Raw genomic sequence first — 13,501 nt, forward strand, 5'->3', positions numbered from 1 at the left:
ACCCAGGTTCAGGTCAGGGGCCGGAAGAAGGTTCGGAGCTGTTCTGCCAGGTAGTCCGGTTCCTCGTGGGCCATGAAGTGTCCGCCGCGGTCGGGGCGAGCGAAGTGTCGCAGGTTGGGAAAGGCGCGTTCGGCCAGGCTCCGGGGGAAGCCTGCCATCAGGGATTCGTGGCTCAGGGTGAGCAAGTCGTCGGCCTCCCACCGGGCCTTGAGGTCGCCCTCGCAGTCGCTCCAGTCGCGGTACTTGTCGGCGATCCAGGCCAACAGCCCTGCCGGTGAGTCCGTCAGCGCCGCGGCGATCGTGTCCGGGCGGGTTCGCATGATCGCGCTGTAGCCGCCGTCCTGGGCGTCGTAGGCTTGTTCGGCGTCCAGGTGGATCCGCTCGTCCGGGTTCACGGCCGAAGAGTCGATGCCGGCGGTGAGGCGACCACGCTGGCCGGAAGTGGCCGGCGACAAGGTCGCCTCATCGCCGGCCCTGACCGCTGCTTCAGCCCTTGATCCACCTGGTCAAGGTGTCGAGATAGCCCGGCGCCGTACTCGTGCCACCGTTCGTCTGGAGCCGGTGGTCGGCGCCGGGGACCAGTGCGTCGGCGCCGCCGAAGATCGCCAGGTGCGGGCAGCGCAGGCGCAGCGTGTCCGGGACGGGATCGTGGTCCTGCTTGCGTTTCTGGAACCCCCAGAGACGCTCGTCCATGTCGCCCCAGAAGCCGGTGAACGCGTGCTCTTCGTCGAAGAGCGGGGCCACTTCGGCGAAGCCGAGATCCTTCCGGCCTGCGTCGACGAGCCGGTCGTACCAGGCCAGCACGCCATCGGCCGGCCGCGCGGTCGCCGCGCCGCGCCGCAGGGCGTTGGCCAACGCGTGCCGATCCTGGGCCGCCGGAGTCATCCCCGGGCAGCTGTTGGTGATCACCCAAGGTGCGCCGGCCCGGGCGGCGGCGCGCAGGACGACCCAGCCGCCCTCGCTGTGCCCGAACAGCCCCACCTCGCCGGTCCGCATGCCAGGTTGCGCGCGGAGGAAACGCAGCGCAGCGAGGGCGTCGCCGGCCAGGTCGTCCATGGTCGCATCCCGCCAGTCGCCGGTGGACGAGCCGACGCCACGTTTGTCGTAGGACAGCACGGCGATACCGGCCTCCACCAGGTGCCGGCGAAGGGGCGGGAAGTACGTGCCGTTGTCCCTGTCCGACGCCCCGGACCCGCCGACCATCACCACCCCGTGAGCCACTTCGCCACGATCGGGAACCGCCATCGAACCCGCCAGCTCCACCTCGTTGCTGACGAACCTGACCTCACGCGGGACCGGATCGGTAGCCATGAAGATCAGTATCCCGAAGAGCCCGCCGACGCGCAGTGGGGCCTGCGAGCGGCCTGAGGACGGCGCGGGACGGTGGGCTCCCGTCCACCCTGGTGAGCCTGTCGCCGGGTGCCCGCGGCCTCGGCGCCGCCCGAATGAGTAGGCGTTACTCATGCCGGACGGCGTCCGGCGGCGGAGGCTGGTTCTGGAACGACTCCAGAAGATCAACAGCTGTCGGGCAGGAGAGTCCATGGACACGCATTGGGGCACGATGCGCCGCCGCTACACGCGGGCCGCAGCGCGGGCGCAGGCGATGACCGCGCTGAGCACGGCCGGATACGAGGTCTGGAGCGACCCGGCCGGCGACGAGTACTTCGTCCTGGGCGGCAACGACCAGGTGAACGTGACGATCGTGATCGTCCCCGAGGGGGACGACGAGTGCTTCATCGCCGTCATCGCCAACAGCTCCAACGGCACGGCCGAGAGCGCACGCAACAAGGTCCGCAGCCTCATCCCGGACCTGGCGGCTCCCGCCCCGATGCCCCACCTGCCGTAGGTCCGTCGTCCGACAGAAGGGAGCACGGTCATGGTTCAGGTGGCCCCGACATTCGGCCCGTGGTCGAGCAACGCCAACAGCGTCGTCAGCACCTGGGTGCCCAACGGCGACACGCCGCTGGGCTACCGCATCTGGACGAACCCGTTCGACCTGCGGGTCACGATCGACGTCGACCTCGCCGTGTTCACGGCCGATCCCTCGGTCGGCGGGTGGGGTGGCCGGTACACCTGGACGAACCTGCCCAGCGACCGTCAGATGACGTTCATCGTGGCGTGCGTGTACCCGGGAGGAGTGATCGCGGCCAACAGCTTCCAGGCGCGTACCCTGCCCTCGGCGACCGCTCCGGCGGAGCCGCCACCGCCGCCCGCCGGCCGTTTCCGCGCGGTCGGGAACATCGGCGGGGCCGTCGAGCTGACGTGGGACCGCGTCGACGCGGCGGCCGTGAGGGAGCTGTTCGTGGTCCGGCTGGGGCCGGAGGTGAGGTTGTTCAGCTCGCCCGGGGCCGCCGACCCGGGACGGTTCACCGACCACGTGGGCGGCCCGGGCGACTACACGTACATGTTGCGGACCATCGCCCCGCACGGGGCCTTCACGGACGTACGGGCGACGGCGACGGTCGTCCCGGCGCCGGCTCCGATGCCGCACCTGCCGGGCTGGTCGGAACGGCGCGGGATCGCCATGAGCCACGGTGTCCCGATACCGGCGATGACCGCCGTCTCATGGGGGCCGAACCGCATCGACGCGGCATGGAGCTCGTTCGCGGACTTCAAGAAGATCGCCAGGGTGGCCTGGACCGGGGCGGCGTTCGAGTCCCAGCCGGGGCCGGCGGGACCGGGCGACGGAAGCGGTGACTCCTCCGCCATCGGCTCGATGGCCCTCAGCTCGCTGGGCCCGGGACATCTGGACTTCCTTTACGCGCACCCGGGGACGGGCCCCTGGCATCGCTGGTGGAACGGGCAGTCGTGGACGGCGCCCGAGAACCTGGGCTGGGGAACGATCAACGGGCTCTGCGCCGTGGGGTGGCCCGCGTCGGACCAGTTGCACGTGTTCTACACCACCGCGAGCGGAGGCAGCCGCCTCCTGCACCGCCGCTGGAGCGGCGGCGCCTGGTCCGGCGAGGAGGACTGGGGCGGGACCGTGCAGGGGCGGCCCACGGCCGCATCATGGGGCGAAGGACGGCTGGACGTCTTCTACCGATCCCCCACCAACCATCTCATGCACCAGTGGCTGGACGCCGGGGTGCGGGGCGCGGAGGAGGACCTGGGCGACTCACTCACCTGCGACCCGGCAGCGGTCGCCGACCGGTTCGGGTCGCTCCACGTGTTCTACAACTCCGGAGGGCGCCTGGTCGATCGGCGCTGGAACACCAGCGGCCACGGCTGGGACCGTCCTGCCGAACCGCTGGACCACACCGCCACCGGGCCCCTCGACGAGAAGCGCGCCCCAGCCGCCGCGTCCTGGGGGCCGGGCCGGGTCGACGTGTTCTTCGTCCGCTTCGACCAGGGGGCGGTCCCGTACGTCTATCACATGTCCTATCACTGACCGGCGACCCGGACCACGCGCGTCGGTTGTCAGGGATACGGCCTCGGTCCGAATGCCTCCGTGCGGCAATTGCGCGAGCAGGGATGTCCACTGGTCACCCAGACGGTGCGGCCCGCATCAAGCGTGATCATCGCTCAGGTGACGGATCGCGCCACCAAGGCCATGGCCTGCCGCATGGCGTCCCGTACTTCGTCGGGTCCGTCGCCGCGTCGCAGGGCGGTCAGCGCGGCCGCGCCGACCGCGCCCACCATGGCGCCGACCAGCGCGGAGGCCATGGTCGTGTCGAGGTCGTCGGGGAAGGCCCGCTGCAACGCCGGAGCCAGTTCGGCCTGCGCGGTGAGGTACCGCTGCAGCAGCCGGGCCTGCAGCGACGGCTCCGACGCCGCCAGCCGGGCCCGCAATGCCGCGAGCCCGCTGGGCAGGTCGTGATCCCAGGCGTTGAAGATCATCTGATCCGTCGCCCGCACCAGCACGTCAGGCAGCCGCTCACCGGCGCGGTGCTCGGCGATGACCTCCAGTGCCAGGTCGACGCGCACGTCGGCATTGGCCAGGAGCACGTCCTCCTTGGTCTGGAAGTGGAGGAAGAACGTGCGGGGGGACACCTCCGCGGCGTCGGCGATCTCGGCCACGGTCACCTGGTCGTAGCCCCTGTCCTCGAACAGGCGTATCGCCGCTTCGGTCAACGCCTGCCGGGTGCGTTGCTTCTTGCGCTCCCGGAGACCCGCTTTCTCCACCATGCCAGTCATACTACTTCATCTACTGCAGTTGTGCATACACTGAACCAATACAGTGACTGCACTCAATGGAGGATGATCAACATGGGAAGCCTGGACGGACGCGTGGTCCTCATCACCGGAGCGGGGCGCGGCATCGGCCGGGAGGAGGCGTTGTTCTTCGCCGCCGAGGGCGCCAAGGTCGTCGTCAACGACCCGGGCGTCGCCATCGACGGTACGGGCGGCGACGGCGACGTGGCCGCGAAGGTCGTCGAGGAGATCACCGCCGGCGGCGGAGCCGCCGTGGCCAACACCGACAGCGTCGCCGACTGGGACGGCGCCCGCCGCATGGTGGAGACGGCCCTCGAGTCGTTCGGGGACCTGCACGTCGTGGTCAACAACGCGACCATCGAACGGAACATGGGCCTGACCGACCTGCCGGAGAAGGACTTCGACGACGTCCTGGCCGTCAAGCTCAAGGGCACCTTCGCAGTGACCCGCTGGGCGGCCCGCCACTGGCGCGACCGGTACGAGGCCGGGGTCCGCGCCGACCGCGCCGTGATCAACACCTCCTCCGGCTCCGGCTTGCTCAACCCCCTGCCCACGCAAGCGTCTTACGCGGCGGGCAACGCCGGGGTCGCGGCGCTGACCATCGTTGCCGCCCTCGAACTCGGCCGGTACGGCGTGCGGGTCAACTGCATCTCGCCCTCGATGGCCCGTACCCGCCTCACTCTCGCCGTTCCCGCCATGAACGAGGAGCCGCCGACGGGCCGGTTCGACCCGCTGCACCCGGCCGCCTGCGCGCCTGTCGCCGCCTACCTGGCCGGTGCGGCCTGCCCGTTCACCGGCCAGGTCCTGTCGGTACGAGGCGGAACCGTCGCGGTCAACCACGGCTGGTCCCTCGGCGGCCACATCCACAAGGACGGGCTGTGGAGCGTGCGGGAGCTGACCGACAAGGCCAAGGAGCTGCCGACGGACGACCCCTTCGACAAGCTCGCCCAAGCCCTGACCGGCGCACTCGGCGACTTCGGACGCGACCGCCTCCAGGAAATGATCAACACCCTCCTGGACGGAGGGGGCCGGTCCGGTACGGCCACCGCATGACACGACGGCGCACAGCCTGGCCTTCGGTCTCGGCCCAGCCCTCGTGCAGGGCCGCGCCACCGAGGGCTGGGCCGTCGCCGCGAGGGACATCACCGCCGCCGTCCTCGGCCCCGGCCCACGGCGCGCTCCACCTGGCCGTCGCCGTCACTGCCATCCTGGGCCGAGCCAGGCAGCTCGATCAGGCGATCGGCGTCCTCTTGCGGGCTTCGGCGAGCGCGCCGGCCACGGCCTCTATGTCGGCGAGGCCCGTACGATGGCTGGTCACGCACAGGCGGATGGCGGGACGCCCCGCGAGCCGGACGGCGCTGCTCTCGTGGCCCCCCGTCTCGGCCTCGGGAGCCGCCACGCAGACGACGGGCAGAGGCGCGTCGTCGATCAGCGTCCAGCCGTCGTCGGCGAGACGCCGCGCGAGCAGCCGTCCGAGCCGTACGTCCCGTTCGAGCCGCGCGGCATGAGCGGGCCTGCCCTGCGGCCCTCAACAGCGCGGACGCCCCGCGCCCCCGCGAGCCGCTGCACCGGCGATGGCAGCGGCACCCTCCGGATCGTGGCCGTTGCCGTGGCCGCAGCACCGCCACCGCGAACAACGCGATCACAACCGCGCCCGCGCCGGGTCGGTGGCCGGCCTGCCGCAGGACGGCCACGAACTTGCGGTGTGCAGGTGGCGCCTCCGGCGCGCTCAACCCTCTGAGAACAGCGTGACCAGCTCGTTCCGCACGCCGTCGTCCAGGGTGTGGCCGAAGGCCCGGGACAGTTTGTCGACGAGGTTGCGGGCACGTGCCGCGCGTTGCCGGAGCACGGCGCCGACATCTGCGAGAGGCGGCCCGGGGACCTCCGTCGTCTCGTCCACCGGGACGATCTCGTAGGAGTCGCCGATCGAGCCGCTTCCGAGCGGGAACCAGAACAGCTGGATGATCGAGCTGTCGCCGGCCTGTTCCGCGCCCTCGGAGCTGCCGAACGTGACGGCGGCGCCGTCGTACCACCAGTCGGTGTTGGCGGGAATGGGCACGGTCATCACGTTCGGGGTGGTGAGGGTGCTCCCGCCTCCCGGAGGGGCGACGATGACACCGCCCTCCACGACGAACCACTGCCCCAACAGGTTGATCCGCCCCTGCGCCCAGGACGGCTTGGCGTTCGGCCAGGTGATCTGCATGACGGCGAAACCGTCGGTGGCGGCCTTCACGTGGGTGGCCGTCGTGGTGGGGGCCGCGAGGGTCACGACGGGGCCGAGCATGGTGACCTGCCCGCCCGCCGCGTCGAGCCCGCCGGTCAGTGTGGCCAGGCCGCTGACGGTGAGCGGCCCGCTGACGTTCGCCGCGCTCATGCCCGCCCCGGCCAGCACCGTCTGCCCGCTGACGTCGAGCGCGCCGGTGGAGGTGAGGCTGCTCGCCGTGACGTCGCCGGCGAGGAGCGTGCCGGTGGTCGTCGTACCGGAGAGGGTGGTCTCACCGGTGATCGTCGCGGTCCCCGCCGTGAGGGACGTGGCGACGAGATCGGGATCCTGTACGGCGACCGTCGTCGACATCGCCGCCGTCAGGGGCGCCCCGGTCGGCCCGACCACGTCGACGACGACCGTGAAGACCGTGTCGCAGAACAGCCTGCGCGAGGTCCAAGCGCTGTTCCGCAGCTCCTCGACGGTCCCCTGGCCCGCCGCGCTGGAGTAGTGGACGGTGAACGCCTTCTCCGTGTCGACGACCGAACAGTTCCAGACGAGGGTCACCGTGTCGCCGTAGTCGACCTGCGACACCGGCACCAGCGAGCCGTCCTGTTCCGTCGTGGCGGTCAGCCCGTTGAAGTAGAACCCGTACGGGAAGGTCGTGACCTGGATGTCGGTGGAGGCGTCGTTCCAGGGAGGCTGCGCCCCCGTCTCCTCCAGGATCGAGATCGTGGTCGTGCCCGCCTCCGGCACGGTCTTCATCTCGTAGAGCTGAAGGTAGACCGACCCGCCCGGAGCCATCGGCACGGTCGCGCCGGCGGCCGGCACCAGCCGGTAGTTCGCGGCGACTTCTCCCACGAACGGGCCCAGGACCATCCAGTTCGTGGTGTCGGAGATCATGTTCTGGACCCCGTCCACGCTGGGCGTGATGTCGGTGCCGGCCGAGCCGAGCCACAACGTGATGACGATGGCGGCGACGTTCACCGTTTCGCTCGTCTGGTTCGAGATGACGAACTCCAGCGACGCCTGGTGCCGCGGGTCGTCGGGGTCGCTGACCACCAGCGGCGCCGGATTCGTCTGCAGGGCGTAGGTCAGCAGCGTCGAGGGGTCGTCCTCGGCGTTGATCCAGACGTTGGGCTTGGGGATCGGCGGCATGAAGGTCTCCTCGCTGTCGGTTCACCGGCCGGGACGCGGCCGTGGGTGCTCCTGGTCGCCCAGCGCCGCGGACAGTTGCAGGAGCCCGCGGCGCAACACCGGCGCGACGGTCGGCAGCCGGGCCGTGGTGTCGTTCGGGCCGGTCGCGTAGCTGGTCCAGGTGCCGGCGTCGTTCTCGGTCCACGACCAGGTGCCGGTCCTCTCCTTGGGGACCGGCATGAGGACGGTGGTCGCCCCGGCCGCGGAGATCGTCTGGTCGGTCAGTCCCCCGTTGACGCGGAAGGTCACGTCCATGGCGGCCAGGGCGTCGGTCACGAATCGCGGCGGCAGGGCCACCCGGGCCGTCGGCAGCAGGCCCGTGGTGGCGTGGACGGCGGCCCGCGGGTCGACCAGCATCGACACGTACGCCGCCGTCGTGCTGTCGAAGGGCAGGTAGACGTAGTTGCCGTCCACGCCGATCGGGGTGAGGTACGACGAGGACGTCCGCACGGCCTGCTGGACGACGTTGAAGTGCGTGTAGTCGTCGCCGGTGAAGTAGCCGATCAGCCCGTCGCCGAGGCGGGCGAGGTCGCCCAGCTCGATCGGGAACTCGTAGCCGGTGACGGCGGGCGGCGCGGGGTCGAAGGTGTACTGCCAGCTCGGGTCGGCGTAGGGCGGGCCGTCCAGCTCGAACCGCAGCCGGGCGCGGACCATCGCGATGGGCCGTCCCATCAGTACGGCGAGATCGTGGTCGAACACGGCCCCCATCGGCGCCGTCGTCCACAGGGTCTCGTCCACGGCCCCCAGGAAGGCGGTGAACGTCGCGGGCTCCTGCCGCTTCAGCGCCAGCAGGAACGGCCCGAAGTGCGGGATGGCGCGGGCGATCTGGTGGAGGGTGGTGTAGGGGCTGCCGGGCAGCGCCACCCAGTGGACCGCCGGCTGGTCCGACGGGTCGTAGCCGACGGACATCTCGCCCAGCGCCGTGCCGGTCGCGTCGTAGGCGATCAGTGAGGCGTCCAGGTGGTTGGGCAGCACCCAGCCGCACACCGGATCAGCCTCGGCGCCGTACCTCGTCCTGTCGTCCGTCGCCGGTGACAGGGTGAAGTCGAGGCGCGCCGGCTGGAGCAGGGCGGGCGGCAGCTGGACGTAGTCGGCCGAGTCGTCGCTCACGCACTGGTGGCCGAAGATCTCGGTCACGTACGCCATGCCCTGCTGCGCGATCAGGTCGGCGGTGACCTGCGCGGTGAGTTCGGTGGGGCTGACGTAGGCGGTCTGCAGGGGTGAGCCGTTCCAGGCCAGCATGGACTGCGGCGCGAAGCCGACCCCTGTCGCCGTGAGGGTGAAGGCGGCCGACCCGGCCACGGCCGACGACGGGTCGAGCGTGCCGATCGCAGGGCCGGCCGAGACGGTGAGGACCGCCTGCGGCGAGGTCACGCCGCCCGACTCGACGGTGACGTCGAAGGCGCCCGGCTCCATGACGAAGGTGGCGGGCACCGAGCAGACGATCTCGTCGTCGCCGTTGACCGTGGCGGTGAGCGGGGTGCCGCCCCATCGGACGACGCTGTCGGTCCCGAAGCCCGACCCGCTGACGGTGACGGGGATCCGCGCGGAGGGCGCCATGCCGGCCTGGATCAGGTCCGGTGACAACCCGGTGATGACCGGCCCCGAAGCGTCGGCGGGCGCCGGGGCCTCCGCCTGCCCGTCCGTGATCGTGAACAGCACCTGCTCGGAGGTGTACACGGGCAGCAGGTCGTCCGGGCGGTAGACGATCTCCGTACCCTTCGGCTGCCCCCCGATCGGCCACAGGGCCTGGCCCCATTCGTCGACCAGCACCAGGTTGTCGAAGGCGAACTGACCGGCGCGCCAGGGCTGGAAGAGGCTCGCCGGGACGCCGTCCGACGGGATCAGCGGCAGGTACGGCGGATACTCGTCGGCGCCACCGATGAGGACCGGCAGCGGCGGATCCGTGGCCGGCGCGGCGCTCCCCGGCCCCAGGAACACCCCGGGCATCCCCAGCCGGATCTGCTCGTTGAAGCCGTCGAGCGACTGCGACAGCAGGTCCCAGCTGTCCTGGGTCTGGACGAAGCCGAGCAGCGCCTCGAACTCCTCGGCCTCCTGCGGGGCGAGCGAGGGATCGTCGCGCAGGAACGCCTGGATGCGCGACTCCATGGTGAGCGAGGCGGTCGAGCTGAGCTGGATGAGGCCGGACAGCGTCCTCGGCTGCTCGACGCTCTGCGGTGTGCCGTTCCACACGTAGGCGCCGTCCTGGAGGGTCCAGTTGGGCGCGTCCGGGGTGCCGTACGCGATCGGGTAGTAGGTGGCCTCCCACATCAGCAGCAGCGGGTGCCACGGGTTCCGGGTCCAGGGCAGCACGCCGCCCTCGGGGTAGACGCCGGTGTAGCTCGCCGGGTCCCCCATGGCGGTCAGCACCTCGGCCGGGGTGCTGCCGGGGATGACCGCGCTGATCGCCGTCGCGTTGGCCGGGTCGGTGAGGAAGAACTCGTTCACGAGGCCGGCCACCAGGTCGTCCGTCCAGGGGGCGCCGCTCACCCCGGACAGGCCGGGCTGCGCGATGGTCAGGCCCTGGGTCGACGCCGAGACGGTCGTGCCGCCGCAGGCGAAGGCCGTGACGAGCTGCGAGGGGAAACGGCACAGCGCGGGGCCGCCGGTGCCGACGATGCCGGCGGCGCCGGCGCCGCTGATCAGCACCACCGGGTTGTTGGGCAGGTGGAAGGGGGCGGCGGACGTCCGCTTCAGCACCCGGGAGGCGGGCAGGTCCCGCAGGGCGGAGAATGCGGCGATCGCCTGCTGGAGCGCCTCCGGGGTGGCGCCGTCCGGCACGAGGGCGGCCAGCGCCTGCACCGTCCGCAGCTGGGCCGCCGTCCGCTGTCCGACGCTCCCCTGCACGGCGGGGTCGATCAGCGATTCCAGAGCCGTCTGGTCCTGGAGTCCCGGGACGCTGGTCTTCCCGGTGTAGAGCCAGGGCTGGCTGACGTACTTCCACCAGGCCGTGTGGAGCAGGGTCTGGAGCGCGGCCAGCTCACGCAGCGCGTCGTCGAGCGCTTTCTGGTCGGCGCGCAGGTTCGCCAGCCACTCCGACTCCCGGGCCCTCTCCCCCGGTGAGAGGGTCTCGGTGCTGCCGGGCGCGTCGACGATCGTCCAGTCGTAGCCGCCGTTGAACCGCTGGAAGAAGCCGGCCTGGAGCCTTTCGGCGAGGATCGCGGCGCCGTCCGGTTCGTCGAGCACGTCGAGCAGCCCGAGCTGGAACGCCTCCAGCAGGTCGGCGTCGACCGAGGTGTCGGCCAGCGCCTGGGCCTGCGTGGCCACCAGGGCGGTCAGCGCCTCCACCGACGTGTTGCCCACGCTGACGGCGATCGGCGTGGTCCCGCCGGGCGTTCCTCCTGGCGGGAGTTGCCCGGTCTGCCAGGTGACGCCGCAGACCGATCCGGTCAGGAAGGTCGTCCGGGTGGTCAGGGTGGGGTCCGTGCCGGGCTGCAACGTCCAGCCCAGCGCGTCGAGCCGCGCGGCGAAGTCCTGCGCGTCCACGCCCGCCAGCGGGTCGTCCCCCGCGTCGGAGAACCAGCCGAGCACCTGGTAGCTCAGCGTGTCGTCCGGCCCGTCGGCCAGCACGTCCACGAAGGAGAAGACGTTGTTGTTGTGGGGCTGGTAGAAGGCGAAGGCGGGATTGCCCGGCGCGACCGCCGTCAGGTGCAGGCTGTCACCGCTCTCCGTCCAGGTGCCCAGCTCGACGTTGCGGCCGATGCGGATGGCCTCGGGCAGGTTCTGCTGCTCGCCGACGTAGAACGAGGCCAGGCCGGCGACCGTCCCCGAGGGCGGCGGCGTCTTCCAGACGAAGTCGCTCTCGATGATCCACGCCGTCGCCTGGCGGTTCGTCTCCGCGCCGTTCATGCGGACGACCAGCCAGCGGTTGGGTACGGGCGGATAGGTGGTGACGCCGGTGACCGGGTCGTGCGCGCCCCGGGTGAGCGCGTCCGGCATGCGCCATTTGAGGTAGACGCCGTCGTAGAAGTCCGTCGTCGGCACGCCGGACTCCGTGAGGCCGGTCCGGGTGAAGTAGAGGTCGTTGTCGCCGATGACCGGCTGGCCGCTCACGCACTCCTGGAGGGCACCGTACTGCATCTGTGTACGCATGAACGCCTTGCAGGACGTGGGATCGCGATCCAGGCGTACGTCGTCGTTGACCACGAGGGCCTCGACCGTCAGGGGCACGAGAAGGGGTACGGCGTCGCTCATGAGTTCCTCGGCGTCGGGAAGTCCTGCGATTTCGGAGCCTGCACGACCTGGAGCCCGTAGGCCCCCGAGCCGAAGCCGGTGGTGACCGTCAGGGTGAAGCCGGCCGTCCCCGCGACGACGGTGGCGGGTTCGAGCAGGCCGACGACGGGCTGGGGCGTGATGACGCCGAACGGCAGGGCGTTGGAGGTGACGCCGCCGGACACCACGGTGACGGCCGGTTGCCCGCCCGCCGTCAGCAGGTCCGCCGGCACGGTGGCCGTGACCTGCTCGGCGTCGTGCCACGTCGTGACCAGTGAGGTGCCGTCCCAGTGGACGGCCGCGTCGGCGCCGAAGTTGACACCGTCGACCGTCAGGGTCAGCCCGGCGCCTCCGGCGAGGGCGACGGCGGGGCTGATCAGGCCCAGGGTGGGGTCGGGCCCCGTGACGGTGAAGACGGCCGGTGAGGACGGCTGCCCGTCCGCGCCGGCCGTGACCGACGCGGTGCCCTCGGTGGCGATGAGGTCCTTCGGCACGGCCGCCGCCAGGAGCGTGCCGTCGGCGACGATCCGGGTGACGAGCGGCGAGCCGTTCCACTGCACGGTGGTGCCGGAGGTGAAGCCCGAGCCCTGCACGGTCAGGGTGAAGCCCGGTGAGCCGGCCGGTCGCAGGGATGGTTCCAGGCTGTCGATCGCCGGGCCGGCGCCGGCCACGGTGAAGGTGGCCGGGTTCGAGGTCGCGTCGCCCGAGGTGACGGTCACGGTGGCGGTACCGGGAGAGGCGAGCTCCTGTGCGGGGACGGCGGCCGTCACCTCCATGACGCTGACCACCTGGGTGGTGAGCGCGTCGCCGTTCCACCGCACGACGGCGTCGGCGCCGAAGCCGCGCCCCAGCACCGTCAGCTTGAGCGGGCCGCTCCCCGCGCCGGTCAGGGCGGGCGCCAGCTCGTCCACGGCCAGCGCGGCGTCGATGGTGAAGGTCACGGGCGCCGAGGTGGCGCCGCCGGTCGTGACCGTCACGGCGGCGGTCCCGGCGGTGGCCACCAGGGTGGCGTCCACGGTGGCCCGCAGCTGGCCGCCGCCGACGGTCGTGACCAGCGGGGCGCCGTTCCAGTGCACGACGGCGTCGGCGGCGAAGGGCAGGACCCCGGCCGCGGTTTCGAGCCGCGCGGCGAGGTCCGCGGTCTGGATCACGCCGCCGACCGCGCCGTCGGCCGGTGCCCGCAGCATCGGCGCCAGGGGCACCGGGGTGGCGTTGGCGATCTGCGCCCCGGTCGCGGCGGGCAGGGTGAGGCAGCGCGGGTAGATCTCCTCGTCCTCGGCGCCGAAGCGCAGCCCCTGGCACGGCTCGCTCAGCCGGACCACGTCGGGCACCCCCTGGAACAACGACAGGCGGACCGCCGGTGACAGGCAGTCGTCGCGGATCACCGGCAGCGGCGCCCCGCCCATGCTCGGGCTGACCACGAGGGACGGCCAGCCGGCGACGAGCTGGGAGCGGATCAGCATGCCGGTCACGCCGGGGCCGTCGCCCTCCGCCTGGACCGCGCCTCCCGACAACCGCACCCGGTGCCGCGCCACGGCCTGCCGCAGGTACGGCCAGGAGGACGACAGGAGGGCCACGTCCGCCGAGCCGTGCACGGCCAGGCTGAGCGCGCCCGCGACGGCGGCGTCGATCCAGCCCTGGTCGACGTAGAAGAAGCGGACCGACTCCGCCGGCAACATGCGCGGATCGGGCACCAGGTACGAGAACGGCACCGGGCGCAGCAGGCTGAGTTTGGCG

The 13,501-nt window shown here is 71.7% G+C and carries 11 protein-coding genes; 3 read left to right on the plus strand and 8 right to left on the minus strand.

Going from position 1 to position 13,501, the window contains the following annotated elements:
• Positions 1–8 precede the first annotated feature (8 nt).
• Both ACNF49_RS39770 and ACNF49_RS39775 read right to left on the minus strand, forming a co-directional pair.
• A complete protein-coding gene (locus ACNF49_RS39770; RefSeq protein ID WP_482940922.1) occupies positions 9–395 on the minus strand; it encodes a hypothetical protein in 387 nt (128 codons plus the stop codon).
• 91 nt (positions 396–486) lie between these two features.
• Entirely contained in the window at positions 487–1,311 is an 825-nt protein-coding gene (locus ACNF49_RS39775) for an alpha/beta hydrolase (RefSeq protein ID WP_482940923.1), read from the minus strand.
• A 229-nt stretch (positions 1,312–1,540) separates the two neighbouring features.
• On the opposite strand from ACNF49_RS39775, the gene ACNF49_RS39780 reads away from it, so the two are divergent.
• Complete coding sequence (locus ACNF49_RS39780; protein WP_482940924.1) at positions 1,541–1,846, plus strand: hypothetical protein; 306 nt, start codon at positions 1,541–1,543, stop codon at positions 1,844–1,846.
• A gap of 30 nt (positions 1,847–1,876) precedes the next feature.
• The gene (locus ACNF49_RS39785; protein ID WP_482940925.1) at positions 1,877–3,388 is read left to right on the plus strand and encodes a DUF8189 domain-containing protein; all 1,512 of its coding nucleotides are present in this window, start codon (positions 1,877–1,879) and stop codon (positions 3,386–3,388) included.
• A gap of 134 nt (positions 3,389–3,522) precedes the next feature.
• Here ACNF49_RS39785 and ACNF49_RS39790 read toward each other — a convergent pair whose 3' ends face one another.
• A complete protein-coding gene (locus ACNF49_RS39790; RefSeq protein WP_482940926.1) occupies positions 3,523–4,125 on the minus strand; it encodes a TetR/AcrR family transcriptional regulator in 603 nt (200 codons plus the stop codon).
• A gap of 81 nt (positions 4,126–4,206) precedes the next feature.
• On the opposite strand from ACNF49_RS39790, the gene ACNF49_RS39795 reads away from it, so the two are divergent.
• Positions 4,207–5,205, plus strand: coding sequence for an SDR family NAD(P)-dependent oxidoreductase (locus ACNF49_RS39795; protein WP_482940927.1), 999 nt, complete (start codon positions 4,207–4,209; stop codon positions 5,203–5,205).
• A gap of 178 nt (positions 5,206–5,383) precedes the next feature.
• Here the strand turns inward: ACNF49_RS39795 and ACNF49_RS39800 are convergent, their stop codons facing one another.
• From ACNF49_RS39800 to ACNF49_RS39820, 5 genes are all read right to left on the minus strand, one after another.
• On the minus strand, positions 5,384–5,551 hold the full coding sequence (locus ACNF49_RS39800; RefSeq protein WP_482940928.1) for a hypothetical protein: 168 nt from the start codon (positions 5,549–5,551) through the stop codon (positions 5,384–5,386).
• Positions 5,552–5,580: 29 nt separating this feature from the next.
• Positions 5,581–5,739: a hypothetical protein gene (locus ACNF49_RS39805; RefSeq protein ID WP_482940929.1), complete on the minus strand. Its 159-nt coding sequence runs from the start codon at positions 5,737–5,739 to the stop codon at positions 5,581–5,583.
• 142 nt (positions 5,740–5,881) lie between these two features.
• Positions 5,882–7,513, minus strand: coding sequence for a hypothetical protein (locus ACNF49_RS39810; protein ID WP_482940930.1), 1,632 nt, complete (start codon positions 7,511–7,513; stop codon positions 5,882–5,884).
• A gap of 21 nt (positions 7,514–7,534) precedes the next feature.
• Positions 7,535–11,746, minus strand: a complete 4,212-nt coding sequence (locus ACNF49_RS39815; protein ID WP_482940931.1) for a choice-of-anchor Z repeating domain-containing protein — start codon at positions 11,744–11,746, stop codon at positions 7,535–7,537.
• Entirely contained in the window at positions 11,743–13,476 is a 1,734-nt protein-coding gene (locus ACNF49_RS39820; RefSeq protein WP_482940932.1) for a choice-of-anchor Z repeating domain-containing protein, read from the minus strand. The genes ACNF49_RS39815 and ACNF49_RS39820 overlap by 4 nt, the downstream gene beginning before the upstream one ends.
• Positions 13,477–13,501 lie beyond the last annotated feature (25 nt).

The sequence above is a fragment of the Actinomadura sp. ATCC 39365 genome (assembly GCF_054392275.1).

Coding starts and splice junctions, on each gene's coding strand:
- ACNF49_RS39775 (WP_482940923.1), bottom strand. CDS start 1,311: ATGGCTACCGATCCGGTCCCGCGTGAGGTCAGGTTCGTCAGCAACGAG.
- ACNF49_RS39780 (WP_482940924.1), top strand. CDS start 1,541: ATGGACACGCATTGGGGCACGATGCGCCGCCGCTACACGCGGGCCGCA.
- ACNF49_RS39785 (WP_482940925.1), top strand. CDS start 1,877: ATGGTTCAGGTGGCCCCGACATTCGGCCCGTGGTCGAGCAACGCCAAC.
- ACNF49_RS39790 (WP_482940926.1), bottom strand. CDS start 4,125: ATGGTGGAGAAAGCGGGTCTCCGGGAGCGCAAGAAGCAACGCACCCGG.
- ACNF49_RS39795 (WP_482940927.1), top strand. CDS start 4,207: ATGGGAAGCCTGGACGGACGCGTGGTCCTCATCACCGGAGCGGGGCGC.
- ACNF49_RS39810 (WP_482940930.1), bottom strand. CDS start 7,513: ATGCCGCCGATCCCCAAGCCCAACGTCTGGATCAACGCCGAGGACGAC.
- ACNF49_RS39815 (WP_482940931.1), bottom strand. CDS start 11,746: ATGAGCGACGCCGTACCCCTTCTCGTGCCCCTGACGGTCGAGGCCCTC.